24 protein-coding genes and 1 tRNA gene are annotated in these 24938 nt (G+C 63.8%); 10 read left to right on the top strand and 15 right to left on the bottom strand.

All coding sequences use genetic code 11. The features are described from left to right. The 3 genes from WCZ84_RS03400 to WCZ84_RS03390 all read right to left on the bottom strand — a co-directional run. Positions 1-531 (bottom strand): ATP-binding protein (locus tag WCZ84_RS03400; protein WP_372684851.1); only part of this gene is annotated, 531 nt, incomplete at its 3' end. Positions 532-738: 207 nt separating this feature from the next. Further along, a tRNA-Ala gene (locus WCZ84_RS03395) sits at positions 739-814 on the bottom strand. Between the two features lie 31 nt (positions 815-845). Further along, positions 846-1433 carry a peroxidase-related enzyme gene (locus WCZ84_RS03390; protein WP_372684850.1) on the bottom strand — a complete coding sequence of 196 codons (588 nt, stop codon included), beginning with the start codon at positions 1431-1433 and terminating at the stop codon, positions 846-848. 273 nt (positions 1434-1706) lie between these two features. On the opposite strand from WCZ84_RS03390, the gene WCZ84_RS03385 reads away from it, so the two are divergent. Then, positions 1707-2942: an alpha/beta hydrolase family protein gene (locus tag WCZ84_RS03385; RefSeq protein WP_372684849.1), complete on the top strand. Its 1236-nt coding sequence runs from the start codon at positions 1707-1709 to the stop codon at positions 2940-2942. 118 nt (positions 2943-3060) lie between these two features. Then, positions 3061-4398, top strand: coding sequence for an argininosuccinate synthase (gene argG / locus WCZ84_RS03380; protein ID WP_372684848.1), 1338 nt, complete (start codon positions 3061-3063; stop codon positions 4396-4398). A gap of 59 nt (positions 4399-4457) precedes the next feature. On the opposite strand, the gene WCZ84_RS03375 is transcribed toward argG, so the two are convergent. After that, positions 4458-4823, bottom strand: a complete 366-nt coding sequence (locus tag WCZ84_RS03375) for a DUF3579 domain-containing protein (RefSeq protein ID WP_372684847.1) — start codon at positions 4821-4823, stop codon at positions 4458-4460. Positions 4824-4954: 131 nt separating this feature from the next. Between WCZ84_RS03375 and argF the strand changes: the two genes are divergently transcribed. Beyond that, the gene (gene argF, locus WCZ84_RS03370; protein WP_372684846.1) at positions 4955-5896 is read left to right on the top strand and encodes an ornithine carbamoyltransferase; all 942 of its coding nucleotides are present in this window, start codon (positions 4955-4957) and stop codon (positions 5894-5896) included. Positions 5897-5952: 56 nt separating this feature from the next. Here the strand turns inward: argF and rpsT are convergent, their stop codons facing one another. The 9 genes from rpsT to WCZ84_RS03325 all read right to left on the bottom strand — a co-directional run bounded on the left by rpsT (position 5953) and on the right by WCZ84_RS03325 (position 12533). Next, a complete protein-coding gene (gene rpsT, locus WCZ84_RS03365) occupies positions 5953-6216 on the bottom strand; it encodes a 30S ribosomal protein S20 (RefSeq protein ID WP_372684845.1) in 264 nt (87 codons plus the stop codon). A 49-nt stretch (positions 6217-6265) separates the two neighbouring features. Continuing rightward, entirely contained in the window at positions 6266-7819 is a 1554-nt protein-coding gene (gene murJ / locus WCZ84_RS03360; RefSeq protein ID WP_372684844.1) for a murein biosynthesis integral membrane protein MurJ, read from the bottom strand. A 6-nt stretch (positions 7820-7825) separates the two neighbouring features. Further along, on the bottom strand, positions 7826-8584 hold the full coding sequence (locus tag WCZ84_RS03355; protein ID WP_372684843.1) for a 3-hydroxyacyl-CoA dehydrogenase: 759 nt from the start codon (positions 8582-8584) through the stop codon (positions 7826-7828). Between the two features lie 17 nt (positions 8585-8601). Further along, positions 8602-9270, bottom strand: a complete 669-nt coding sequence (gene adk, locus WCZ84_RS03350; protein WP_372684842.1) for an adenylate kinase — start codon at positions 9268-9270, stop codon at positions 8602-8604. 103 nt (positions 9271-9373) lie between these two features. Beyond that, positions 9374-10150 carry a 3-deoxy-manno-octulosonate cytidylyltransferase gene (gene kdsB, locus WCZ84_RS03345; RefSeq protein WP_372684841.1) on the bottom strand — a complete coding sequence of 259 codons (777 nt, stop codon included), beginning with the start codon at positions 10148-10150 and terminating at the stop codon, positions 9374-9376. Then, positions 10147-10332 (bottom strand): Trm112 family protein, encoded by a 186-nt coding sequence (locus tag WCZ84_RS03340; protein WP_372684840.1) that lies wholly within the window; start codon positions 10330-10332, stop codon positions 10147-10149. The genes kdsB and WCZ84_RS03340 overlap by 4 nt, the downstream gene beginning before the upstream one ends. Before the next feature lie 100 nt (positions 10333-10432). Beyond that, positions 10433-11518 (bottom strand): tetraacyldisaccharide 4'-kinase, encoded by a 1086-nt coding sequence (lpxK, locus tag WCZ84_RS03335; protein ID WP_372684839.1) that lies wholly within the window; start codon positions 11516-11518, stop codon positions 10433-10435. Beyond that, entirely contained in the window at positions 11515-11928 is a 414-nt protein-coding gene (locus tag WCZ84_RS03330; protein ID WP_372684838.1) for an ExbD/TolR family protein, read from the bottom strand. Before WCZ84_RS03330 ends, lpxK begins: the two co-directional genes overlap by 4 nt. Beyond that, a complete protein-coding gene (locus WCZ84_RS03325; RefSeq protein WP_372684837.1) occupies positions 11925-12533 on the bottom strand; it encodes a MotA/TolQ/ExbB proton channel family protein in 609 nt (202 codons plus the stop codon). Before WCZ84_RS03325 ends, WCZ84_RS03330 begins: the two co-directional genes overlap by 4 nt. A gap of 533 nt (positions 12534-13066) precedes the next feature. Between WCZ84_RS03325 and sodB the strand changes: the two genes are divergently transcribed. After that, on the top strand, positions 13067-13645 hold the full coding sequence (gene sodB / locus WCZ84_RS03320) for a superoxide dismutase [Fe] (RefSeq protein ID WP_372684836.1): 579 nt from the start codon (positions 13067-13069) through the stop codon (positions 13643-13645). Here sodB and WCZ84_RS03315 read toward each other — a convergent pair. Both WCZ84_RS03315 and WCZ84_RS03310 read right to left on the bottom strand, forming a co-directional pair. Next, positions 13611-14117: a DUF192 domain-containing protein gene (locus WCZ84_RS03315; RefSeq protein ID WP_372684835.1), complete on the bottom strand. Its 507-nt coding sequence runs from the start codon at positions 14115-14117 to the stop codon at positions 13611-13613. The genes sodB and WCZ84_RS03315 overlap by 35 nt on opposite strands. 168 nt (positions 14118-14285) lie before the next feature. Beyond that, the gene (locus tag WCZ84_RS03310; protein ID WP_372684834.1) at positions 14286-14525 is read right to left on the bottom strand and encodes a cold-shock protein; all 240 of its coding nucleotides are present in this window, start codon (positions 14523-14525) and stop codon (positions 14286-14288) included. Positions 14526-14655: 130 nt separating this feature from the next. On the opposite strand from WCZ84_RS03310, the gene clpS reads away from it, so the two are divergent. The 6 genes from clpS to putA all read left to right on the top strand — a co-directional run bounded on the left by clpS (position 14656) and on the right by putA (position 24916). Beyond that, positions 14656-14973, top strand: a complete 318-nt coding sequence (gene clpS, locus WCZ84_RS03305) for an ATP-dependent Clp protease adapter ClpS (RefSeq protein WP_372684833.1) — start codon at positions 14656-14658, stop codon at positions 14971-14973. A gap of 154 nt (positions 14974-15127) precedes the next feature. Beyond that, positions 15128-17437, top strand: coding sequence for an ATP-dependent Clp protease ATP-binding subunit ClpA (gene clpA / locus WCZ84_RS03300; RefSeq protein ID WP_372684832.1), 2310 nt, complete (start codon positions 15128-15130; stop codon positions 17435-17437). After that, positions 17437-18684, top strand: a complete 1248-nt coding sequence (locus WCZ84_RS03295; protein WP_372684854.1) for a paraquat-inducible protein A — start codon at positions 17437-17439, stop codon at positions 18682-18684. Before clpA ends, WCZ84_RS03295 begins: the two co-directional genes overlap by 1 nt. Beyond that, positions 18671-20410 carry an intermembrane transport protein PqiB gene (locus WCZ84_RS03290; RefSeq protein WP_372684831.1) on the top strand — a complete coding sequence of 580 codons (1740 nt, stop codon included), beginning with the start codon at positions 18671-18673 and terminating at the stop codon, positions 20408-20410. Before WCZ84_RS03295 ends, WCZ84_RS03290 begins: the two co-directional genes overlap by 14 nt. A gap of 11 nt (positions 20411-20421) precedes the next feature. Further along, on the top strand, positions 20422-21081 hold the full coding sequence (locus WCZ84_RS03285) for a membrane integrity-associated transporter subunit PqiC (protein ID WP_372684830.1): 660 nt from the start codon (positions 20422-20424) through the stop codon (positions 21079-21081). Positions 21082-21109: 28 nt separating this feature from the next. Further along, complete coding sequence (gene putA, locus WCZ84_RS03280) at positions 21110-24916, top strand: trifunctional transcriptional regulator/proline dehydrogenase/L-glutamate gamma-semialdehyde dehydrogenase (protein ID WP_372684829.1); 3807 nt, start codon at positions 21110-21112, stop codon at positions 24914-24916. Positions 24917-24938 lie beyond the last annotated feature (22 nt).

The following is a 24938-nucleotide window of genomic DNA, read 5'->3' as shown; positions in this document are numbered from 1 at the left end:
CTCGCCCTTCAAGACGATGCGGTGCGCCTGCGCGAGCAGGCGATCGAGCATGGCATCGGCCAGGGCCGGGTCGCCGATCCAGGCGTGCCAGTGATCCACAGGCAACTGGCTGGTCACGAGCGTCGCGCGGCAGCCGGCGCGATCATCGAGTAGTTCCATCAGGGCTTCGCGGGTCATGGCGTCCAGCCCAACCAGCCCCCAGTCATCGAGCACCACGACCTCGGTTTTGGCCAGCTGGGCGAGCCACCGGGTGTAAGTGCCGGCAGCCTGCAGGGTGCGCAATTCTTCCGCAAGGCGTGGCACCCGCAGATAGCGGGTACTGTGCCCTCGGCGGCAGGCGTACTGGGCCAGCGCACAGGCCAGCCATGTTTTGCCACAGCCCGTGGCGCCGGTGAGGATCACCGTCTGGCCGGCGGCGATCCACTCGCCCAGCGCCAGACTCATGAAGCGGGCGCGCTCGATGCCACGGCCAGCGACACCCTTGGAGATGCCCAGCGCCTGGGCATAGCGCCGCTGGGACTGGCCCTGCATATTTGATTTCAAAGGTGTTTTGCGTGTGCCGTCGCTAACGGGTTCGCCGATTTTACTGTGAGAAACTGAGAGCGAAAGGGGGTCGAACAGACCAAAATGGAGGCCGTAGACAGGCCCTCGTAGCATACGCGGAACCGCAAGAGCCGCGCACTGCGCGGGGTTTCACCAAGGCAAAACGCCCGACGGAGGACCGTCAGGCGTTTGATGTGGTGGAGACGATGGGGATCGAACCCACGACCTTCGCATTGCGAACGCGACGCTCTCCCAGCTGAGCTACGTCCCCGAAAGACGGGCATTCTAGCACATATAAAAGCTTATTTGGCGCCTTTGGGCAAGCGCCCCATGAGATAGAACTCTTCGTTGGGGCGCATGGACATGAAATTGACCATGCGGTTGCTCAGCCCAAAGAAGGCCGCGATGGCGGCGATGTCCCAGATATCTTCGTCGCTGAAACCGTGCGGGTACAGCGTTTGATAGTCGGATTCTTCGATTTCCTGTGCGTTCAGTGAAATTTTCAGGGCAAAGTCCAGCATGGCCCGCTCGCGGGGGCTGATATCGGCCTTGCGGTGGTTGATGGCCACTTGATCGGCGATCAGCGGGTTGCGCGCGCGTATGCGCAAGACGGCGCCATGGGCCAGCACGCAGTACTGGCAGTCATTGGCCCCCGAGGTGGCGACGACGATCATTTCGCGTTCGGCAGGGGTGAGGCCGCCGTCTTTTTCCATGAGGGCGTCGTGGTAGGCGAAGAAGGCACGGAACTCTGCCGGACGGTGGGCCATGGCCAGGAATACGTTCGGGATGAAGCCGGCTTTTTCTTGCACGGCTTGAATGCGATCGCGTATGTCGGCGGGCAGGTCTTCGAGCCTGGGGATAGGGTAGCGGCTGATGGGGAGCGGATTCATGCGGCGTCCTGTCGAGTGAGGGATCCATGGAGAATGAAGCGCTGGGCCAGGCGCTGGAGCCGTGCGGTTGGCACCATGGGGCACCTTAGCATAATCCGTGGCCTGGGCGGATGCTGTTTCGGCCTGAAGCCACCCGGTACCGTTTAGGTAAACCGACATCCACGATCCATGAAATCGCGCGACATTCGGACGAATATTTTCTTTTTCAATCCCTTTTTTGATGTCATACTAAAAATTTTGCGATCGCAGCATCGTGTCTTCAGGAGATTTCGCATGGCAGACTCATTGGAGCGTGGGCGCACCCGGGTTCGCGGCTTTGCCGACCCGGAAATGGATTTCCAACTGATACGCCAATTGGGCGCAACCCGCTACGGGGGGGCTTCGGTGGGGGAATGCCTGGCACTGGCAGCGCGCATCGACGATGCGGATCCGGTGTCCTGGGTCCAGGCGTTTGCCGCGGCAGGGCAGCGCCAAGAAGCGGATGCCGGCGCCCGGGCTGCCAGGGGGCATGCCATCAGTGCGCGTGACCAATATCTCATTGCCTGCAACCTGTACCGCGCCGCCGAGTATTATGCGCCTGTTCTGGATCCGCAACATCGCGCGCTGGGCCTGGCCAGCCGGCGCTGTTTCCTGTCCGCCATGCATTGCGGGGGCGTGGCCTGTGAAGAATGGTGGTTCACGCTCGATGACCAGCAGCTGCCCGCCTACCACGTGCGGGCGGCGCACAAACCGTCCAACGGGGCGCCGGCCCGCATGCTGGCCATCATCAGCGGTTTCGACGGCACGTTGGAAGAGTCCTGGCTGGTCTACGGGGCGCCGGCCCACGAGCGCGGCTACGACGTGCTGCTGTTTGCCGGCCCGGGTCAGATGGATGCCTGGCGTTTCAACGCCCAGAGCCATTTTCGCCCCGATTTCGAGCGCATCGGCCATGTCGTGGTCGACCGGGCGCTGGCGCTGCCTCACATGCAGGGGGGGCACGTGGCCCTCATGGGGATCAGCTTCGGCGGCTATTTTGCAACCCGCATTGCAGCGCACGAGCCGCGTCTGGGGGCACTGATTCCCAATTCGCCTATCACGGACCTGCACGCGTACATGGTGTCATTTGCAGGCCTGGATCCTGCCGAATTGCCAGACGAAGAGAATTTCGGCCCAGATGACCTGGCGTTCATACCCGACCACGTCATGAATGCCCAGATGCGCGCCATGAGCGGCAACATCATGCTGCGCATGGGCCAGCCATCGTTTCGCGACACCTACCGCTATCTGAAGCGATTCCGTGTAGAGGACGCCGAACTGGCGCGTATCGCCTGCCCAAGCCTGGCGCTGGTTGGCGAGGGCGAGGGGGCCAACCCTCTGCAGCAGGCCGAGCATTTCGTGGCCCGGGTCGGCGGCCCGGTGACGCGCTACGTGTTCACGGCCGAAGAGGGGGCCGATGGCCACTGCCAGAGCGCCAACCCAGGCTTTTCGGCCGCGGTGTCCATGGATTGGCTCGACGAGACATTTGGCTGACGCCTTCTTGGGCACCCGAACGCTGGGCGCCCAAACGTCGGGCGCACCCAGGGGGCTGGGGCATCAGGAACGATATAATGCCCGATTGTCGATATTTCCAGGACCATCGGGACACCCCATGAGCGCAACGATTCTAGAAAACCTGCCGATCGGGCAGAAGGTGGGCATCGCCTTTTCGGGTGGGCTGGATACCAGCGCTGCCTTGCTGTGGATGAAGAACAAGGGGGCCTTGCCCTATGCCTATACCGCCAACCTGGGGCAGCCCGACGAGTCCGATTACGATGAAATCCCGCGCAAGGCGCTGCATTACGGGGCGCTCGGCGCGCGCCTGATCGACTGCCGCGCGCAGCTGGTGGCCGAAGGGATCGCAGCCCTGCAATGCAATGCGTTCCATGTCGCCACGGCCGGTGTCACGTATTTCAATACCACGCCTATCGGGCGGGCCGTTACAGGCACCATGCTGGTGGCGGCCATGCAGGAAGACGACGTCCATATCTGGGGTGACGGCAGTACCTTCAAGGGCAACGATATCGAACGGTTCTATCGCTATGGCCTGCTCACCAATCCGGCGCTGAAAATCTACAAGCCCTGGCTCGACCAACAGTTCATCGACGAACTGGGCGGGCGTGCCGAAATGTCGCAGTACCTGGTCGAAAACGGCTTCGACTACAAGATGTCGGCCGAAAAAGCCTATTCCACCGACTCGAACATGCTGGGCGCCACGCACGAGGCCAAGGATCTCGAACATCTCAATGCCGGCATGCACATCGTGCAGCCCATCATGGGGGTGGCTTTCTGGAAGCCCGGGGTCCAGGTCGCGCCCGAGGAAGTGACCGTGCGTTTCGAAGAAGGCCGGCCGGTCGCCCTGAACGGGGTCGAATACGCGGACCTGGTCGAACTCATGCTCGAAGCCAATCGCATTGGCGGGCGCCATGGCCTGGGGATGAGCGATCAGATCGAGAACCGCATCATCGAGGCCAAGAGCCGCGGTATCTACGAGGCACCGGGCATGGCCTTGCTGCACATTGCCTACGAGCGGCTGGTCACCGGTATCCACAACGAAGACACGATCGAACAATACCGCATCAATGGCCTGCGGCTGGGCCGGCTGCTGTATCAGGGGCGCTGGTTCGATCCCCAGGCCATCATGCTGCGCGAGACCGCCCAGCGCTGGGTGGCCCGTGCCATCACCGGCGAGGTGGTGCTCGAATTGCGCCGGGGCAACGACTACTCGTTGCTGGATACGCGTTCGCCCAACCTGACCTATCATCCAGACCGCCTCACGATGGAAAAGGGCGAATCGATGTTTTCGCCGCGCGACCGCATTGGCCAGCTCACCATGCGCAATCTGGACATCGTCGATACCCGCGACAAGCTGTTTACCTATACCCGGGCCGGGTTGCTCAGCAAGATCGATGCGGGCGGTATCCCGCGCCTGAAAGACGAATCCACTTGAGGGCGCTGGATCAGGCCCGACGTCTCATCAAACGGGGCCTGTGGCGCAGCCTTTGGGCCTCAGGCAACCCCCGCCTTGGGGGTGAATGCAGGTGTCATGCCCGCGGGGTTGGCCGGGTCGCTTGCGTCGCTGGGCCGTTCGGCCGTGTCTGTGGTCTGCAGCTGGTTGCTTGCCGCGAACTCGCACACGAACTTCCAGGCCAATGGTTCCAGATCGCGCAGCCGGTGATCGACCACCACGCATTTCACGCCATCCAGCGTACGCGGGATGGCGTATGGCGAATAAGACAGCGGATTGTACAGAGAACCCGGTGGCCGGAAGCGCGACAGGACCCCGGCCAGCCGCTCGGCCCAGTCACTGGGCCTGAACCGCTGGCCCTGCAGGGTTTTGCCGTGGATGATGAAGTAAAGAGGGGGCTGGGGCATACGGGTTCCGTGGCTGGGGCAGGCCCGGTTGGTGCGGCTGGCTGCCTGCCCACGTGGCGCATTGTATCCGATTGCCATTTTGCGCGAGCTGCGCAGGCAGAGTAAGATGCGGCTTTTGCACTGAGTATCTCATGTCCGCTGCCCAAAACCCCGGGCCTTTGCGCCATTTTTTGCAGTTGCGTGACTTCTCTGCCCAAGAGATTCTGTACGTCCTCGATCGGGCGCGCCTCATCAAAGACAAATTCAAGCGCTACCAGCCCCACCATACCCTGCATGACCGCAATCTGGCCATGGTGTTCGAAAAGGCCAGCACGCGGACCCGGGTCTCGTTCGAGGCGGGCATGTACCAGCTGGGCGGTTCAGTCATCTACCTGACGACAGAAGGTTCCCAGCTGGGGCGCGCCGAACCCATCGAAGACACCGCGCGCGTGATCTCGCGCATGGTCGATCTGGTCATGATCCGCACCTTCGAGCAGACCCGCATCGAGCGCTTTGCCGCGCACTCGCGGGTGCCGGTCATCAACGGCCTGACCAACGAATACCATCCCTGCCAGATCCTGGCCGACATCTTTACGTTCATCGAACACCGGGGCGATCTTGCCGGCCGAACGGTCGCCTGGATCGGCGATGCCAACAACATGGCCTACACCTGGTTGCAGGCCGCCGAACTACTGGGCTTCACGTTGCACGTGTCGGGCCCGCCGGGCTACCGGCTCGATCCGTCGCTGGTGGGCGACACCGGGCCTGGGGTATTGCGCGAATTCGACGATCCCCTCGAGGCGTGCGCGGGGGCAGACGTGGTGACGACCGATGTCTGGACCAGCATGGGCTATGAGGCCGAAAACGAAACCCGCCGCCGGGCCTTCGCCGATTGGTGCGTGGATACCCGCATGATGGCGGCGGCGCGCCCCGAGGCATTGTTCATGCACTGCCTGCCGGCGCATCGCGGTGAAGAAGTCAGCGCCGAGGTCATCGACGGCCCGCAGAGCGTGGTCTGGGATGAAGCCGAAAATCGGCTGCACGTGCAAAAAGCCCTGATGGAATTCCTGCTGCTGGGGCGGCAGGCCGCATAGAAAAAGGTGCCGCTCGGCACCTTTTTTTACCCCGCAAGAAAAAGAACGGCTGCGGCTTAGACCATGGCTTTGATGGCGGCCGACAGGCGGCTTTTATGGCGTGCGGCCTTGTTCTTGTGGATGATGTTCTTGTCTGCCACGCGGTCGATCGCGCTGGTGGCCTTCTGGAAGACCTGGTTGGCGGCGGCCTGGTCACCCTTTTCAATGGCTTGGCGTACGCGCTTGATGGCTGTGCGCATCATGGAGCGCATGCTGGCATTGTGTTTGTTGAGGGCGACAGCCTGGCGGGCGCGTTTGCGTGCTTGTGCAGAGTTGGCCATAAGTGTGTGACTAAATCCGGGGTCATTGAAATAAAGCAGGCATTCTAATCTATACAGGCTTTTGTGTAAAGTCTTTCAGCCTGAATCCACAGACGATCAACAGGGCGAAATAGATCAGGGCGGCGGCGCCCACCACCGCCATCAACCAGGCGGCCCGTATTACCGGCCTTACCCCCAGCGCCACCCAGTCGGAATGGTCCTGTATCCAGAGCAGGAAGGCGATCAGGGCGGCCAGCGCCGGCAGTATGCGCAGCAGGAACTGGGGCCAACCCGCCTGCGGCTGGTACAGCTTGCGCCGCCGCAGCAGAACCACCAGACAGAGGGCATTGGCGCTTGCGCCCAGGCCGATGGACAGGGCAAGCCCGGCATGAGCCAGCCAGGGGACGAACACCAGGTTCATCAGCTGGGTAAAGATCAACACGAAAATGGCGATGCGAACCGGAGTGCGGATGTCCTGCTTGGCGTAGAAGCCCGGTGCAAGGATCTTGATGGCCAGCAGCCCCAGCAGGCCGACCGCGTAGGCCATGACGGCCAGGCGGGTCTGGGCCACGTCGGCCCCTGTGAACGCCCCGTAATTGAATAGTGTGGCCACCAGCCCGTCGGCCAGCAGGGCGAGCCCCACGGCGGCCGGGACCCCCAGCAGCAGCACCAGGCGCAGCCCCCAGTCGAGCAGCGCGCTGTAGGCATCATGATCCTGGCGGGCATGGGCGGCCGACAGGGTGGGCAGCAATACGGTGCCCAGGGCCACGCCCAGCAGGGCGGTGGGAAACTCCATCAGGCGATCCGCGAACGAGAGCCACGTCACGCTGCCGGGTGTGAGCCAGGTGGCGATATTGGTGTTGATCAGCAAGGAAAGCTGGGCCACCGATACCCCGAGAATGGCCGGGATCATCTGTCGCATGATGCGATGCACGGTACTGTCGCGCCAGGCCACCAGCACGCCGACCGGACGCGGCAGCAGCCCGAGTTTGGCCAGCGCGGCCCACTGCACCCCGAACTGCAGCAGCCCGCCCAGGATGACGCCGATCGCCAGCGCGTGGATGGGCTGGTCGACGTGCTGCGCCAGCAGCAGGCTGGTGGCCATCATGGAAATATTCAGCAGTACGGGTGTCAGGGCGGGGACGGCGAAACGGCTGAACGTGTTCAGGACCCCGGATGCGAAGGCGACCAGCGACATGCAGATGATGTAGGGAAACATCAGCCGCGTCATCCAGACGGCTTCGTTGAATCCTTCGGCGCGCCCGGCTTCCCGCATACCGGTTGCGATGGCGGTTACCACCCAGGGGGCGCCCACCATCCCCAGTAGGGTGACGGCGCATAATGTGGCAAACAGCAGGATGGCGACGCGATCCAGCAGCTGCTGCAGGGCCTCGTCGCTGCCGCGGGCGTGCACTTCACCCAGGATGGGCACGAACGCCTGGGAAAATGCGCCTTCGGCGAACAGCCGGCGCAGCAGGTTCGGGATGCGAAACGCAACCCAGAATGCATCGGTGATGGCCCCCGCACCAAACAGGCTGGCGATGATTACATCGCGCAGCATGCCGCTGATGCGGGAGATGAAGGTCAGGCTGCTGACCGTTGCAGCCGAACGCAGCAGCCCCATCGAGCCTTATTTGGGGGCCATGCGGATGGCCCCGTCGAGACGGATGGTTTCCCCATTGAGCATGTCGTTGTCGAGGATCGTCAGCACGAGCTTGGCGTAATCTTCGGGGCGGCCCAGGCGCGATGGAAAGGGCACACTGGCGGCCAGGGAATCCTGGACTTCTTGCGGCATGTTGAACAGCATGGGCGTGCCAAAAATGCCCGGGGCGATCGTCATGCAGCGGATGCCGCTGCGCGCGAGGTCGCGGGCAATCGCCAGGGTCATGCCCACCACACCCGCCTTGGAGGCGGCATAAGCGCTCTGCCCGATCTGACCATCGTAGGCCGCCACTGACGCCGTGTTGATCAGCACGCCGCGTTCGCCCGTGGCCTGCGGTTCATTGCCCACCATGGCCTGCGCGGCCAGGCGGGACATATTGAAGGTTCCGATGAGGTTGATGTCGATCACCTTGCGAAAAAGCGAGAGATCGTGTGCGCCCTGCTTGCTGACGATGCGGGCCGCCGGGGCGATCCCGGCACAGTTGACCAGGCCGCGCAGCGTTCCCATGGCAACGGCGGCCTCGACCGCCTTGCCGGCATCCGCCTCGGAGGTGACGTCGCAGTGCACGTAGGTCTGGCCGAGTTCGCTTGCCAGGGCCTGGCCGGCCTCGTCCTGGACGTCGGCCAGCAGCACGCGGGCGCCTTGTGCCACGAGTGCTCGGGCCGTGCCAGCGCCCAGACCGGAAGCGCCTCCGGTGACCAGTATGACTTGATTTTGAATATCCATGCGTATTGACTCCTGTGTCAGGCGGATTGGCGGGGACGCAAGATGGCGAGGATGCGCGAGCGAATCTCATCCACGCCGCCGACCCCGGAGATTCTTGCGTAGTGGGGGGCCTCTGCCGCCCCGGATGCGGCCCATGCGGAATAGTAATCGACCAGCGGACGGGTTTGCTCGCGGTACACCGAAAGCCGGTGGCGTACCGTCTCTTCGCGGTCATCGTCGCGCTGGATCAAGGGTTCGCCGGTTTCGTCGTCGTGGCCTTCGATGCGTGGCGGATTGAAGCGCGTGTGGTACGTACGGCCACTGGGCTGATGGACCCGGCGCCCGCTCATGCGCTCGATGATGTCGGTTTCCGGGACGTCGATCTCGATCACGTAGTCCAGGGCGATGCCGGCCGCTTTCAGCGCGTCGGCCTGTGGAATGGTGCGCGGAAAACCGTCGAACAGGTAGCCTGCCTGGCAGTCGGGCTGCTGCAGCCGATCGCGCACCAGGCCGATGATGATGTCATCCGACACCAGGGCACCGCTGTCCATCACGGCCTTCGCTTTCAACCCCAGCGGGGTCTCGGCCTTGACGGCGGCACGCAGCATGTCGCCCGTGGAGATCTGCGGGATGCCGAAGGCCTCGGTGATGAAGCTTGCCTGAGTCCCTTTGCCTGCGCCGGGGGGGCCGAGCAGAATCAAACGCATGATTTCCTCCGATAGCGTCGAGTCCAAGTTCCGGATTATGCCGCAATGCAACAAATTGTGCATGCTTTTATTGCCTGGACCCGGGTTGTGCAACGTACCGAGTTTAACCGGGCCCGTGGGCCGTGTTGGCGAGTGTCTGGCGTACCCGCTCGAGATCTTCAGGGGTATCGACCCCAGCCGCCGGCATCTGATCGACGGTGTGCACGAGGATCGTATCGCCGTGTTCGAGGGCGCGCAGCTGCTCGAGTGACTCGAATCGTTCGAGGCAGCCTGTGGGGCGCTGCGGAAATTGCCTCAGGAAGCCGGCGCGATAGGCATACAGGCCGATGTGATGCCAGGCGGGCAGGCCAGGGGCCAGGCATTTTTCACCCGTTGCCAGGGCATCGCGCGCCCAGGGGATCGGCGCCCGCGAAAAATACAGGGCGCGTCCGTCCGTGGCGCACACTACCTTGACGACGTTGGGGTTGAACAGGGCTCGGGCATCGGCGATGGGTGCCGCGCAGGTGGCGATGGCGGCCTCGGGGTGCGCCGCCAGCAATTGAGCCACGGCGTCGATGAGGGTGGGATCGATCAGGGGTTCGTCGCCCTGCACGTTGACGACGATGCTGTCTTCGGGCAGGTGCAACCGCTGGACGACTTCGGCCAACCGGTCGGTGCCGGTGGGATGGTCGGGCCGCGTGATCATGCATTCGATCGCGTGCGCCTGGGCCGCTGCGTGAATGGCGGGGTGGTCGGTGGCCACCAAGACCCGTGCGGCCTGCGACCGGGCTGCTTGCCGTGCCGTGCGCACCACCATGGGCAGGCCGCCCAGATCGAGCAGAGGCTTGCCGGGCAGCCGGGTGGAGGCGGCCCGTGCCGGAATGACGACCAGGAAATTCATGCTGGCGTATCAGAGCCAGCCTGTAGTGAACGGGCCTGGCGCGCCAGCAGCACAGGCACCCCATCGGCGATGGGATAGGCCAGATGCTCGGCGTGGCAGATCAGTTCGTCGTGTTCGCGATCGTGGTGCAGGGGCCCTTTGCAGGAGGGGCAAACAAGAATCTGCAACAGGCGGGTTTCCATGGCAGGTACATGAACGCCAAAATAGCGTATCCAGAGGCAAAGTGGACATTCTAATGCCTGGGCGGGCGATTGGGGGGCACTGGCCAGCCAGCGTGGCCGCTCAATCCGTGCCCGACGGCGCCCGGGCCAGCTGCGTGAACAGATCCGCCATCCAGGATGCCGGAGAAAATACCGCCTGCGCGTGCACCATCCACAGGCGGCCGTCGTGGGGCGGCCGGCACTTGATCGCATCTTTGGCGGTCAGCAAGACGGGGCCGGCGGGTAGCCGTGCCAGGGTCGCAGCTGTCAGCCGCCCGTGATCCGGCAGTGCCACCGTATCGTGCAAAGCCAGGCCCTGCGCCTGCAGCATGGCAAAGAACCGCGCTGGCTGGCCGATGCCCGCTACGGCGCTGACCGGTCTGCCGGCCTGTTGTTCGCGCCAGGCTGCCCACGGCTGTACGGTGCCGCTGCCCAGGTGTTCCACGTGGGTCGCTTGCAGGCGCATGGTGACATGCCGGCCCGCGGCCGCCTGGCTGGCCAAGGCGGCGGATGGATCGCCGAACCGTGCCGTCTCGCGGACAGCCGGCCCCTCGCGGGGGCGGGCGGAAACGTGGGTGACCAGCCAGTCCGCCTGCTGCAGCCGTGCGGGGGACTCGCGCAGCGGGCCGGCCGGCAGGCGCCGGCCATTGCCAATGCCGCGCTCGTCCTGGACGATGATTTCGATGTCGCGCGCCAGGGCGCGATGCTGCAGGCCATCGTCGGCCACCAGCACGTCCACTTCGGGGCAGGCGGCCAGCAAGGCCTGTGCGGCCAGGACGCGCCGTGGGTGCACGGCCACAGGCACCTGTGTGGCCGCGTGCAGCAAAGCGGGCTCGTCGCCCAGCCAGCGGCTGTCCTGGGCGTCCTGGCTGAGATGGGGGCGCGTTCCGATGCGCACGCCATAGCCCCGGCTGATCAGCCCCGGGCGCCGCCCCTGATGTTGCAAATAGGCGCACAGGGCCTGGGCCAGCGGGGTCTTGCCCGTGCCCCCGATGAGAATGTTGCCGATCACGATGACGGGTACGGGCGCCCGCCAAGCCCCGTGCGACTGGCGCCGGAGGTGGGCATCCGACAAGCAGCCGTATAGCCACGACAGCGGCAGCAGCAGGGTGCTGACCGGACCGCGCCCGCTCCAGACCCGGTGCAGGACGTCTTCTGCGCGCTTCACGGTTGGGTCTGGGTGAGGAACTGGATGCGTTCGATGTGTGCCAGCCGGGCCGCCTCGAGCGCCCGCACCACGGCCGCATGCCGCGCCTGGCCGTCGGCCGCCACGCGCAGGGTGGCATCGGGGCGTTCGGCCAGCGCGCGTTGCAGATGATGGGCCAGGTCCTCGTCCGAGCGGATGTCGAGCGCATGGTTGTCGAGCGCATACAGGCCGTCCGGACTGATGTCGAGCTCGATGACCGGGGTCGGGTCCAGCGCTTCGGCCTGAGCCTGGGGCAGGATGACTTCCAGCCGGGTCTGGCGCGAGAACGACGTGGTGGCTGCCAGGAAAATCAGTATGACCAGCAGCACGTCGATCAGGGGGATCAGGTTGATTTCCGGAGAATCGTGTTCTTCGCGATGGCTGAAGTTCATGGCGTGGCGCGCCGGCTGATGAGCCGGTTCAGGGTTTCGGCCTCGCGTTCCATTGTATGCAGGAAGTATTCGACGCGTGAGCGGAAGTAGCGGTGAAACGCCAGGGCCGGGATGGCAATGAGGATTCCAAAGCCGGTGTTGTAGAGCGCGATCGAGATGCCACGCGCCAGCTGACTGGGGTCGCCGCCGCTGGGATCGTAGGAGCCGAAGATTTCGATCATGCCCACGACCGTGCCGAACAGCCCGAGCAGTGGCGCGATCACCGACAGGGTGGCCAGGGCCGGCAGGTAGCGGTTGAGCCGCCAGGACACATCCCGGCCCACGGATTCGATGGCCGACAGGCGCCAGGCGTCTTCCTGGTGGCGCTGCGCGGCCACTTCGGCGAGGATGCGGCCCATGGGGCTGCCGCGCGCCAGGCGCAGAATGGTGTCGGGCTCGTCTTGTTGGCGGCGGACCAGCTCGAGCACTTGTTCGGGCAGGCCTGCCGGCATGATCTGGCGTGTGCGCAAAGCCATGAAACGTTCGATGATGATGGCCAGGGTAATGACTGAGCAGGCCACCAGCAGCCAGATCGGCCAGCCGGCTTCGTCGATGATGTCAAGCACCTTTGGATGTCCTTGTGGTCGGCGCCGTCTCACGGCGTACGGGGCCATTTTATAGGCACCGCGTGCCTGTGTGTCATGCGCGGCGTGTCTCTGGGCTCATTTGCGCGGAAGAGAGGGGCAGGTATCCACAGAATCTGTGGATAATTCTGTGCACAAGCTCGTCAAAAGGCATGATTCAAGCCATCTGCTGGTCGATTGGTTATTTATTGAGCATTTTGTGATGTTTTTATCACTTCATATAAATCAATAACTTATGAACGTTAATTTAGAATTCACATGACCATTTGCCTTGATTGGCTTGTGAATCCACGGGTTTGACAAATTTCGGTTCTCTGTGGACAGGTGGGCCCGGGCGCGACGGGATGTATCCGGGTGAGAGTGCGCGATGGCGGGCGTTTCGGCGATGATCGGGCGTGCCGGGGGTCTGCCGTCAGACCCGCCGGCCGGTGTGCGGGCCGGTGTGCGGGCCATTGGGTGCGGCGTTCAAAATGCGTTAGACTTGAAGAAGTTTGAACCCGTCAGAAGGAACCATCATGGCTTTTACTTTGCCCGCTCTTCCGTATGCCCTGGATGCGCTTGTACCGCACATCTCGAAAGAAACGCTCGAATACCATTACGGCAAGCACCATCAGGCATACGTCAACAATCTCAACAAGGCCATCGAAGGCACCGACATGGCGGCACTCAGCCTGGAAGACGTCATTCGCAAGTCCAGTGGCGGCGTCTTCAATAACGCAGCCCAGGTCTGGAATCACACGTTCTACTGGAACAGCCTGTCTCCCAAGGGGGGGGGCGAGCCCTCGGGCGCGCTGCGCCAGGCGATCGAAGCCAAGTGGGGCAGCGTAGATGCCTTCAAGACCGCTTTCAGCCAGTCTGCGGCGGGTAATTTCGGTTCGGGCTGGACCTGGCTGGTCAAGAAGCCCGACGGTTCGCTGGACATCGTCAACACCAGCAATGCCGGCACCACCGTCAACACAGACAATACCGCGCTGCTGACCTGCGATGTCTGGGAGCACGCCTATTACATCGACTACCGCAATGCGCGGCCGAAATACCTGGAAAGCTTCTGGCAGCTGGTCAATTGGGACTTTGCGGCGCAAAATCTCGGTTAAGGGCCCCCGGGCCAGAGGGTGTCGGGGGCACGGACGGTATCTTGCCGATGGGGTCCCCAACCCGTATGCCATGACGCGCAAACCAGCCCTGGTTCATTTCCAGCGCTTGGTTGGCGGGGTACGCCGAACAATGGCTCTCCGTGGTGAGCGGTTGCATGTCCTGGATGTCGACGATGCGCTGTTCGTGGATGAATGCAATCGACAACGGGATCAAGGTATTCTTCATCCAGAAGCAGAGCGTATCGGTCGCGTCGAATTCGAACAGCATGCCGGCATCTTCGTCTAAATCGTGACGGTACATCAGGCCCTGAGACTGGGTGTAGGGGGTATCGGCCCGTTCGACCCGTATGGTGTGCGGCCCGACCCGCAGCGCCTGCTCGGGCAATGGGTTTTGCGCCACGGCGGGGGCGGCCGCCGCGATGGCGGCCAGCGTCATGGCCCGTGTCAGCCTGGGCAAATAGGATGTCGTCATCCGCATGGTGGGCTCTGGCGTCGGGGGGTTGGGGTCGTGGCCGTGCATCACGGCGTTCCGGCCATGCATGAAAAGCCGTTCAGGGCCTGCGGGGGTGCAAATGCACAGCCACAGGCCCTGAATGATTATAAAATCAAAAGGGATTCAACCAGACAGGATACAGCGTGTTCAGGCAGCCGAGATATTGAGTGCCTGCTTGCCCTTGGGGCCTTGCGCAATATCGAAGACGACCTTCTGGCCTTCTTTCAGGGTTTTAAAACCATTCATCTGGATGGATGAAAAGTGTGCGAAAAGATCTTCGCCCCCGTTATCTGGGGTGATGAAGCCAAAACCCTTGGCATCGTTGAACCATTTGACCGTACCGCTGATTTTCTGCGGGGTTTCGGTGCTTTCGACGGATTCGGACATGCAAACTGCCTCTCGACTATAGTATGGGGTGGATACGGTACCCGGTTGCCAGCAATGGTTTGCGGGGCACCCAAATCATGCTGAATTCAATATCATTCAGTCAACTATGGAAACCACTAGGTTGGGCGTGATGTCGACCGATTTACAGCTCCCGCAGGTCACCGAACCCGTATCCGTTCGGCTTGCCCCGCCGCCCATGTACCAGGTTCTGCTGCTGAATGACGATTACACGCCCATGGATTTCGTGGTGCGCGTCTTGCGCGTCGTTTTTCACAAGGGCCTCGAAGAGGCCGAACGCATCATGTTGCAGGTTCATTACGATGGCCGGGGCGTGTGCGGCATTTATACGCGCGACGTGGCAGCCACGCGGGTCGACAGGGTGTTGCGCATGGCGCAGGCCGGCCAGCATCCCCTGCAATGCCGCATGGAGCCGGTGCCAGCCTGCTGATCGGCCATTTCGCCGGCCCGTATCGCGAAGCCCGCATCGTAAATATCGTGGCGTGTTTTCATGGCGGGTTTTCACTGAAGCCGACGACAGGCGGTTTTAGTCATAGAATAGAGACAACGGATAGATTCATCCGCTCCGATGCGATGGAGGAAGCGTGATTTCCGAAGAACTTGAAGTCAGCCTGCACATGGCTTTTGTCGAGGCCCGCGCGGCCCGGCACGAATTCATCACCATAGAACATTTGCTGTTGTCCCTGCTCGACAATGCGTCGGCGGCCGAAGTCCTGCGCGCGTGTGGCGCCGACATCGAACTCCTGCGCCAGGATCTGCGCAAATTCGTCGTAGAGAACACGCCGGTGTTTCCTGGCACGGGCGAGGTCGACACCCAGCCCACGCTGGGGTTCCAGCGGGTCATCCAGCGTGCGATCATGCACGTGTCCTCCAGCGGCGCCAACAAGGCGGCGGTGACGGGGGCCAACGTGCTGGTGGCCATGTATGGCGAAAAAGATTCACACGCCGTGTATTTCCTGGTCCAGCAGGGGGTTTCGCGCCTGGATGTGGTCAATTACCTGTCTCACGGCATTACCAAGACGCCAGACGAACCCGCTCCCCCCCGGTCGGTCCGCAACGAGCCGCCCGGCCCCGAGCCGCGCGACGCGCAGAAGTCGCCGCTCGAAACCTATGCCACCGACCTCAATGCAGAAGCCCTGAAAGGGCACATCGACCCGCTCATCGGCCGCGAAGACGAGGTCGAGCGCGTTATTCAGATCCTGTGCCGCCGGCGCAAGAACAACCCGTTGCTGGTGGGCGAGGCCGGGGTCGGCAAGACCGCCATTGCCGAAGGCCTTGCCTGGCGCATCACCAAGGGCGACGTACCGGACGTCCTGCTGCCCACCCGCGTGTATGCGCTCGATATGGGGGCGTTGCTGGCGGGTACCAAATACCGGGGCGATTTCGAACAGCGTCTCAAGCTGGTCCTGAAGGCACTCAAGGACGACCGCGATGCCGTGCTCTTCATCGACGAAATCCATACCCTGATCGGGGCCGGTTCGGCATCCGGCGGCACGCTCGATGCCTCCAACCTGCTCAAGCCAGCCCTCTCGACCGGGCGGCTCAAATGCATCGGGGCAACCACCTATACAGAGTATCGCGGGATCTTCGAAAAAGACCACGCGCTGGCGCGGCGCTTCCAGAAAATCGACGTGCCCGAACCCACGGTCGAGCAGACCATACGCATTCTGCGCGGCCTCAAGGGCCGCTTCGAGGCGCATCACAAGGTCCGGTATTCGGGTGCCGCCCTGTCGGCTGCCGCAGAGCTTTCGGCGCGCCACATCAGCGACCGGTTCCTGCCCGACAAGGCCATCGACGTCATCGACGAGGCAGGGGCGGCCCAGCGCCTGCTGCCCAAATCCAAACAGAAAAAACTGATCGGCAAGCCGGAAATCCAGGCCACCGTGGCGCGCATCGCGCGCATTCCGCCACAAAGCGTCTCGACCGATGACCGCAACCGCCTGGCCACGCTCGAACGGGATCTCAAAGCGGTGGTATTTGGCCAGGACAAGGCGATCGCCGCACTGGCCGCGGCCATCAAGATGGCGCGCTCGGGGCTGGGGCGCCCCGACAAGCCCATCGGCAGCTTCCTGTTTTCCGGGCCCACCGGCGTAGGCAAGACCGAGGTCGCGCGGCAATTGGCTTTTGTGCTGGGCATCGAACTGCTGCGTTTCGACATGTCCGAATACATGGAACGGCATACGGTTTCACGCCTCATCGGTGCGCCTCCGGGGTATGTTGGTTTCGACCAGGGCGGCCTGCTCACCGAGGCGGTCACCAAGCAGCCGCACTGCGTGCTGTTGCTCGATGAAATCGAAAAAGCGCACCCCGACGTCTACAACATCCTGCTGCAGGTGATGGATCACGGCACGCTCACCGACAACAATGGGCGCAAGGCGGATTTCCGCAACGTCATCATCATCATGACCACCAATGCAGGCGCCGAGGCACTGAGCCGTCCCACCATCGGTTTCGCCAATACGGCCCAGGTGGGCGACGAAATGGCCGAGATCAAACGCCTGTTCACGCCCGAGTTCCGCAACCGGCTCGATGCGATCATTGGGTTTGCGTCCCTCCCGCCCGAAGTGATCCTCCAGGTGGTCGACAAGTTCCTCATGCAGCTCGAAGACCAGTTGCACGAAAAACGGGTCGAGGTGCAGTTCACGCCGGCGCTGCGCGAGTACCTTGCCCGGGAAGGCTTCGATCCCACCATGGGGGCCCGGCCCATGCAGCGGCTCATCCAGGACACCATACGGCGTGTCCTGGCCGATGAACTCCTGTTCGGGCGCCTGGCGCAGGGCGGGCAAGTCTGCGTCGATCTCGACGCCCAGGGGCAGGTCGTACTGCGTTTCGATGACGCCAGCCCCCATGGGCACGTGGCGCGGGCGCGCCCCGAGCCTGAACTCGTCGATTGATGCAGGCCCGCCAGCCGCTCATCGCCTGTCCGCATTGCGATACCCTGCACGTGCGCCTCGATCCGGGTACGCGCGGCAGGGCGTTTTGCCGCTGCTGTTCGGGGCTGCTCTACCGGCGCGGCTGGCTGACGCCCGCTCAATGGATCGCGATGGTCTGGACCTGCCTGATCGTCTTCGCCATCGCCCAGTGGTTTCCGATCGGGACGCTGACGCTCATGGGGCTGGAAGTCCAGGTGACATTCTGGCAGGCTTTGCGGCTGGCCTGGGACCGCGGCTACTACAGCGTCTCGATCATGACCGGGCTCGTGGGCTTCTGGTTTCCGCTGCTTCTGATTGCACTGACGCTGCGCGTGCTGCACGCCATTGTGTCGGGGCGGCAGCCTTTCAGGCAGGCCCTGTCCTTACGGCTGATCCACGCGCTGTCGCCCTGGTCCATGGCCACCGTGCTGATTCTCGGAATTCTCGTCTCCATCGTGAAGATGGCCGATCTGGCTCATTTACACGTCGGGCCGGGCCTCATCGGGTTTTTCCTGCTCAGCTTCCTGCTGACCGGGATGGGCCGCTGGAATGCCCACAATCTGTGGCGCCGTGCCGAGGACGCCGGCCTGGTTCCAGTGTCCGGGCAGCATGGGCAGGGTACGGTCTGCGAAGCATGCGGTTTCGTGCAGGCCCCCTCGGCAGATGACCATTGCCGGCGTTGTGCCGCCCGTCTGGGCAGCGGGCGCCGCGGCCAGCCAAACGAAGTCTGGGCCCTGGTGCTGGCTGCTGTCATTTTCTACATACCGGCCAACACCCTGCCCATGATGGAGTTTCAATCGGTGCTGGGCAACAGCAGCCATACGATTCTTGGCGGGGTCGTCGAACTCTGGCAGATGGGGGCGCTGGACCTGGCCGTGATCGTGTTCGTGGCGAGCGTGATGGTTCCCGTCACCAAACTGATTGCGCTGGCGTATCTGCTCTTGCGAACCCGCCCTCGCGGCGTGCCCGTGCAGCGCATGCGCACGCGCCTGTACACCATGGTCGAATTCATCGGCCAGTGGTCCATGCTGGATGTCTTCGTGGTGGTGCTCATGGCCGCCATGGCTAATTTTCCGGGCCTGTCGAAAATCGATATCGGGCCGGCTGCGCTGAATTTCGGCGCGGTGGTCGTGCTGACCATGTGGGCCGCCATGCGCTATGATCCGCGTTCAGGCTGGGACCGGCTCCGAGCCAGCACACGGGATGAAGAACGGCATGACAGACTCTGATCGGTCGGGCACGGGGGCGCCCTCAGAAGACCTGTTACCGGGGGGCGGCCCGCCTGCAAGCGGGCCGGAGGGCCCCGGGTCCGTCCAGACGCCAACGATCCGTCCAGGGCGCACGTTGCATTGGTCATGGGTCTGGCTGGTGCCGCTGCTGGCCCTGGCCGTGGGGCTGTCGCTGCTGGCGTCGGTGTGGGTGCGCAGCGGCCCGGTCATCACCATCAGCTTCGACACGGCCGCGGGCATCGAAACGGGGCAAACCAAGCTGCGCTACCGCAACGTGGTGGTGGGCGAGGTCTCGGCGGTCCGGGTGGCGCCCGATCGCGAACACGTGTTGATCGACGTGCAGCTGCAACGCGAGGGCTCGGGGTACATCACCCAAGAGGCCGCCAAATTCTGGGTGGTCGAGCCGCGAGTCAGCATTTCGGGGGTGTCGGGGCTGGACACCCTGATCTCAGGCGTGTATCTCAGTGTGGATGCGCCGCTCGAGCGCTCGGACGACAAGCCCGTGTTCGAATTCGAGGGCCTTAAAAACCCGCCCGAGGTCATCAGCGGCCAGCTGGGTACGCGCTTCACGCTGACCTCGGGTACGCTGGGCTCGCTGCGCGTGGGCTCGCGCGTGTACTACCGGCGCATCGACGTGGGGCGGGTGGTGTCGTACGCCCTGGCCGACGACGGGCGCTCCGTTCAGATGCAGATTTTCGTCGAAGCCCCATACGACGCCTATGTGACGTCCGATTCGCGTTTCTGGAATGACAGCGGGATCGACATGACCATCTCGGCCAACGGGGTCGAACTGCGCACCAGCGGCCTGTCGGCGATTCTGGATGGCGGCATCTCTTTTGCACCGGCCGATGAAGCAAGCACTTTCGATGGCGTCGCGTCGCGCGAGCCAGCGGCGCCCGGCACGCAGTTCGAATTGTTCGAAACGCGCAAGAAGGCGCTCGCAGAGCCGGATGGCATCCCGCTGCCCATCGAAATGCGTTTTGCCCAGTCGGTGCGGGGCCTGCAGGTGGGGGCGGGTGTCGAATTCCGGGGCATGCCGATTGGTCATGTGCTGGACATCGATCTGGAATATGACGCACGCCACCGACGTTTTTATACGCGGGTGCGAGCCAATCTGTACCCCATGCGCTTCGGCCAGCTGTATCCAAAACTGGTCAAGGCCGCTGGCGACGCCCGCAGTGCCTCGCTGATCGATCCATTGGTCGAAAATGGCTTGTGCGCTCAATTGAAGACGGCCAACCTGCTGACGGGGATTCAATACGTTGCACTGAGTTTTTGTTCCAAGGATGAGATCCCCGAGGAAACTCCGGGCGATGAACCCCCCATGGCGACCCTGGTGCCGACCATTCCCGGCGAGTTCGACCGGCTGCAGCAGCAGGTCGGCAGCATCGTCACCAAGCTGGATGCGTTGCCGCTCGACGACATCGGGCGCAATCTGGCCGACAGCCTGGCCTCGCTCAACACGCTGCTGGGCCGACTGGACACGCAACTGGTGCCCGAGGCATCCGACGCCCTGACGGCGGCCCGGCGCTCGCTCGACCAGGTGGGCGCGGCGCTGGGCCCCGAGGCACCCGTCATGGGCAGTTTGCACGCGACGATGGGGGGGCTGCAGACCACGATGCAACAAGTGAGCCAGGCGGCGCGGGCATTGCGGGTGCTGGCGGATCTTCTACAGGCCCACCCCGAATCTCTGCTGCGTGGTTTGCCGCGTGATACCCTGCGTTGATGAGAGACCGTATGCCGATCTGGCCCATCCTGTTGTTCCTGTGCGTGCTCAGCGCCTGTGCCACCGCGCCCACCCGCTATTACAGCCTGATCCCCGTGCAGGACGCTGAATCGCCGCGCGCGCCGGCCATGCCAGCCAATGGTTCCGCCGCCGCGGACCCGCTGGCGCCGCATGGTCTGCGGCTGGATGTGGTCGAGGTGCCCGCGCAAGTCGATCGCCTGCAGTTGGTCGTGCGGGATCCCCGGCATGATCCGGCCGGCGAAGTTCAGGTGCTCAATGAATCGCTGTGGTCCGCCTCGCTCGACAGCCAGTTGCAGGCGGTATTGTCCGCTCGGGTCAGCATGGGCCTGGGCCTGGTGGATCTGCAGCGGCTGCCGATGGCGTCGGGCCGCCCCGCTCGCAGCATCGAGGTGCGGCTGACCCGGTTCGACCTGGTCTGGGGCGAATTCTCCCGTTTGGCGGCCATCTGGGTGGACCAGGCGCCAGGCAGCGAGGCGCCGCGTATCTGTGAAGCCGACATTCAGGTTCCGGCAGGCGGCAGCGTGCCCGACCTCGTGCAGTCGCAGCGTGATGCGGCGCGCCTCTTGTCCGAGTTGATCACCGAGGCGGCCACCGGGTTAACCACGGGTTTACAAGGTTCTTATCAAGTGTCAAAATTTGGTTGTACCTAAATAGACATCTGGTTTACTTATTGGCGATATGGCGACTGTCACCTTAGGCGTCAAAGTCGATGAATCCTTGCGCGAACGCCTGCGCAGTGTGGCGGATTCCATGGGTTGCACGCCGCACTGGCTACACAAGCAGGCGTTGCTGAGCTATATCGAATCCATAGAGCGCGGCCAGGTGCCGCCCGAACTGCAGCGCCAGCCAGGCGGCGAAGGCGCGCCGCCCGAACCGGCGCCAGAGCCCGAATGGCAGCCGCCTTTTCATGAATTCGCCCAGGAAGTCCAGCCACAGTCGGTGCTGCGCGCAGCCATTACGGCGGCGTACCGGCGTCCCGAGCCGGATTGCGTCCGCATGCTGCTCGAACAGGCGGAATCGGTACAACCCGATGCGGTGCAGGCATTGGCCCGGCGCCTGGTGGTCGCCTTGCGCGGCAAGCGCCGGGGGGGTGGGGTCGAGGGGTTGATCCAGGAATTCTCCCTGTCCAGCCAGGAAGGCGTGGCATTGATGTGCCTGGCGGAAGCCTTGCTGCGCATTCCCGACCAGGCGACGCGCGATGCGCTGATCCGGGACAAGATCAGTCAGGGTGACTGGCGTGCCCACTTGGGCGAATCGCGGTCGCTGTTCGTGAACGCAGCCACTTGGGGGCTGGTGGTCACGGGTAAACTGGTCAGCGTCAACAGCGAGCAAAAACTGTCGCAGGCGCTCGCCCGTCTGATCGGGCGGGGCGGTGAACCGCTGATTCGCCGTGGCGTGAACATGGCGATGCGCTTGATGGGCGAGCAATTCGTGACGGGGCAGACCATCTCGGCCGCGTTGGCCAATAGCCGCAAATACGAGGACGCGGGCTTTCGGTATTCGTACGATATGCTGGGTGAGGCCGCCACGACCGCGTACGACGCCGAGCGTTATCGGCAGTCGTACGAGCAGGCCATCCACGCCATCGGCAAGGCGGCCCAGGGCCGCGGCATTTACGAAGGGCCCGGCATTTCGATCAAACTGTCCGCACTGCATCCACGCTATGAGCGCGCCCAGCGCGACCGGGTCATGGCCGAGCTCTTGCCGCGCCTGGCCGACCTGGCCGTTCTGGCGCGCCAATACGACATCGGCCTGAATATCGATGCCGAAGAAGCCGATCGCCTGGAGCTTTCACTCGATCTTCTCGAGGCGCTCTGCGTCGACACGCGTCTGGCCGGCTGGAATGGCATTGGTTTCGTGATTCAGGCCTACCAGAAACGGGCCCCGCTGGTGATCGATTTCATCATCGACCTGGCCAGGCGCACGCGGCATCGCCTCATGATCCGCCTGGTGAAGGGCGCCTACTGGGACAGCGAAATCAAGCGCGCGCAGGTGGACGGCCTCGAGGGCTATCCAGTGTATACACGCAAAGTGCATACCGATATTTCCTATCTCGCTTGCGCCCGACGGCTGCTTGCCGCCCCAGAGGCGGTCTATCCGCAGTTTGCCACCCACAATGCCCAGACTCTGGCCTCGATCTATTTTCTCGCCGGCGAAAATTACTACCCGGGTCAATACGAATTCCAATGCCTGCACGGCATGGGGGAACCCCTGTACGAAGAAGTGGTGGGTCCGGTATCCAAAGGGCGGTTGAACCGTCCGTGCCGCGTGTACGCGCCCGTGGGTACGCATGAAACGCTGTTGGCCTACCTGGTCCGGCGCCTGCTCGAAAATGGCGCAAACACGTCGTTCGTCAACCAGATCGGTGATATGGGTATCCCGGTCGATACGCTCATTCAGGATCCCGTTGTCAGGGCACGCGGCGTCCAGCCGCTGGGTGCGCCCCACGAGCGCATTCCCTTGCCCCGGGATCTTTACCAGGCCGGGCACCGGCTCAATTCGCAGGGCGTCGACCTGACCAGCGAGCACCGCCTGGGGTCGCTGGCTGCGGCCTTGCTTGCGGGGGCGGATCGGCCCTGGCGGGCAGCGCCGGCTGGCCGGGGCGAAGATGAGCCTGGACAGCCGGTGCTCAATCCCGCCGATCACCGGGATGTCGTGGGGCAGGTGTTCGAGGCCGGTGACGACGACGTGCGGCGCGCCCTGCGCCAGGCTGAATATGCGGCACCGATCTGGCAGGCCACTGCGGTGGCAGAAAGAGCCCACTGCTTGCGGCAGGCCGCACAACTGATGGAAGACGAAATGCAGTTGTCGATCGGCCTGATCGTGCGCGAGGCAGGAAAATCCTACCCGAATGCGATCGCCGAAGTGCGCGAGGCCGTCGATTTTCTGCGTTATTACGCACAGCAGATCGAGGCCGGTTTCTCGAACGACAGCCACCGGCCGCTGGGGCCCGTACTGTGCATCAGCCCATGGAATTTCCCGCTGGCCATCTTTACCGGCCAGATCAGCGCGGCGCTGGCCGCTGGCAATGTGGTGCTCGCCAAGCCGGCCGAACAGGCGGCGTTGATCGGCGCCTACGGGGTATCGGTGTTGCACCGGGCCGGGGTGCCATCCGACGCGCTGCAGCTGTTGCCGGGCCGGGGTGAAACCGTCGGTGCCGCGCTGGTGGCACACCCCGGCATTCGGGGCGTGTTGTTCACCGGTTCCACGGAGGTGGCGCGGCAGATCGCTATAACGCTGGCGGCCCGCCTGGATGAGACCGGTCACCCCATTCCGCTCGTCGCCGAGACAGGGGGCCTGAATGCGATGATCGTGGATTCGTCCGCGCTCACCGAACAGGTGGTCTACGACGTGCTCGACTCGGCATTCGATTCCGCGGGCCAGCGTTGTTCAGCCTTGCGCATCCTGTGTGTTCAGGAAGACTGTGCCGACCGCACGCTCGACATGCTCAGGGGTGCCCTGCTCGAACTGCGTGTCGGCCGTCCAGAGCTTCTGGCCACCGACATCGGTCCGGTCATCGATGCCGAAGCACGCGCTTCGATCGAGGCGCACGTGCAGGCCATGCAGGCGGCTGGCCACGAAGTGGTGCGCTATCCGCTCGACCCGGCGCTGGCCCGACGGGGCACGTACGTGGCGCCCACGCTGATTTTCATCGACGACGTGGCGCAGCTCGAACGCGAGGTGTTCGGTCCGGTGCTGCACGTACTGCGCTACCCCAGAGAGGGCCTGAATACGCTGATCGAGGCCATCAACGCTCGCGGCTACGGGCTCACCTTCGGCGTGCACACGCGCCTGGACGAAATGGTGCGCCACGTCACCACCCGCGTGCGGGCAGGCAACATGTACGTCAACCGCAACATCGTGGGCGCCACCGTGGGGGTCCAGCCATTTGGCGGCGAAGGGCTCTCCGGCACGGGCCCCAAGGCCGGGGGGCCGCTATATCTGCATCGTCTGCTGGCCAGCGGGCCCGCCTGGCTGCCGACGAAACCGTCGTCCACCGAAGCGGCCGGCCTGTCATTGCCCGGCCCCACCGGCGAATCCAACCACTACCACCTGAAGCCGCGTGGCACGGTTCTGTGCCACGCATCCAGCGCGCAGGGGGCCCAGGCCCAGCTCGAGGCCTGCACGCGCACCGGCAATGCGATGCTGTGGGTGGATCACCCCGACGTCCGCGCCTGGCACGCGGCAGCGAATACGGCAACGAATGCGGCGACGGGCGGCGGCGGGCTCCAGTGGGTGGCCGCCGAAGCCCTGGATGCAGCCAGCTTCCAGGCCGTGCTGTTCGAGGGCGACAGTGACGCGTTGCAGGCCTTGACCCTTGCCGTGGCTTCGCGTCCGGGGCCCATAGTTCCGGTCGTGGCGCTCAACCATGACGAACTGGCGGCCGGCCGGGCGTATCCGCTCGAAATGCTGGTGCGCGAATTGGCCGTATGTATCAATACGGCGGCTGCGGGCGGCAACGCGTCGCTGATGATGGTTGGCTGAACAGCACGGCCCTTGGGCGGCC

The sequence above is a fragment of the Castellaniella sp. genome, assembly GCF_041675725.1.
Classification (GTDB): domain Bacteria; phylum Pseudomonadota; class Gammaproteobacteria; order Burkholderiales; family Burkholderiaceae_B; genus Castellaniella.
Note: the sequence above shows the minus strand (reverse complement) of the source record. Positions and strands in the feature narration are given on the sequence as shown.

Coding starts and splice junctions, on each gene's coding strand:
- WCZ84_RS03390 (WP_372684850.1), bottom strand. CDS start 1,433: ATGAATCCGCTCCCCATCAGCCGCTACCCTATCCCCAGGCTCGAAGAC.
- WCZ84_RS03385 (WP_372684849.1), top strand. CDS start 1,707: ATGGCAGACTCATTGGAGCGTGGGCGCACCCGGGTTCGCGGCTTTGCC.
- argG (WP_372684848.1), top strand. CDS start 3,061: ATGAGCGCAACGATTCTAGAAAACCTGCCGATCGGGCAGAAGGTGGGC.
- WCZ84_RS03375 (WP_372684847.1), bottom strand. CDS start 4,823: ATGCCCCAGCCCCCTCTTTACTTCATCATCCACGGCAAAACCCTGCAG.
- argF (WP_372684846.1), top strand. CDS start 4,955: ATGTCCGCTGCCCAAAACCCCGGGCCTTTGCGCCATTTTTTGCAGTTG.
- rpsT (WP_372684845.1), bottom strand. CDS start 6,216: ATGGCCAACTCTGCACAAGCACGCAAACGCGCCCGCCAGGCTGTCGCC.
- murJ (WP_372684844.1), bottom strand. CDS start 7,819: ATGGGGCTGCTGCGTTCGGCTGCAACGGTCAGCAGCCTGACCTTCATC.
- WCZ84_RS03355 (WP_372684843.1), bottom strand. CDS start 8,584: ATGGATATTCAAAATCAAGTCATACTGGTCACCGGAGGCGCTTCCGGT.
- adk (WP_372684842.1), bottom strand. CDS start 9,270: ATGCGTTTGATTCTGCTCGGCCCCCCCGGCGCAGGCAAAGGGACTCAG.
- kdsB (WP_372684841.1), bottom strand. CDS start 10,150: ATGAATTTCCTGGTCGTCATTCCGGCACGGGCCGCCTCCACCCGGCTG.
- WCZ84_RS03340 (WP_372684840.1), bottom strand. CDS start 10,332: ATGGAAACCCGCCTGTTGCAGATTCTTGTTTGCCCCTCCTGCAAAGGG.
- WCZ84_RS03330 (WP_372684838.1), bottom strand. CDS start 11,928: ATGAACTTCAGCCATCGCGAAGAACACGATTCTCCGGAAATCAACCTG.
- sodB (WP_372684836.1), top strand. CDS start 13,067: ATGGCTTTTACTTTGCCCGCTCTTCCGTATGCCCTGGATGCGCTTGTA.
- WCZ84_RS03315 (WP_372684835.1), bottom strand. CDS start 14,117: ATGACGACATCCTATTTGCCCAGGCTGACACGGGCCATGACGCTGGCC.
- WCZ84_RS03310 (WP_372684834.1), bottom strand. CDS start 14,525: ATGTCCGAATCCGTCGAAAGCACCGAAACCCCGCAGAAAATCAGCGGT.
- clpS (WP_372684833.1), top strand. CDS start 14,656: ATGTCGACCGATTTACAGCTCCCGCAGGTCACCGAACCCGTATCCGTT.
- WCZ84_RS03295 (WP_372684854.1), top strand. CDS start 17,437: ATGCAGGCCCGCCAGCCGCTCATCGCCTGTCCGCATTGCGATACCCTG.
- WCZ84_RS03290 (WP_372684831.1), top strand. CDS start 18,671: ATGACAGACTCTGATCGGTCGGGCACGGGGGCGCCCTCAGAAGACCTG.
- WCZ84_RS03285 (WP_372684830.1), top strand. CDS start 20,422: ATGCCGATCTGGCCCATCCTGTTGTTCCTGTGCGTGCTCAGCGCCTGT.
- putA (WP_372684829.1), top strand. CDS start 21,110: ATGGCGACTGTCACCTTAGGCGTCAAAGTCGATGAATCCTTGCGCGAA.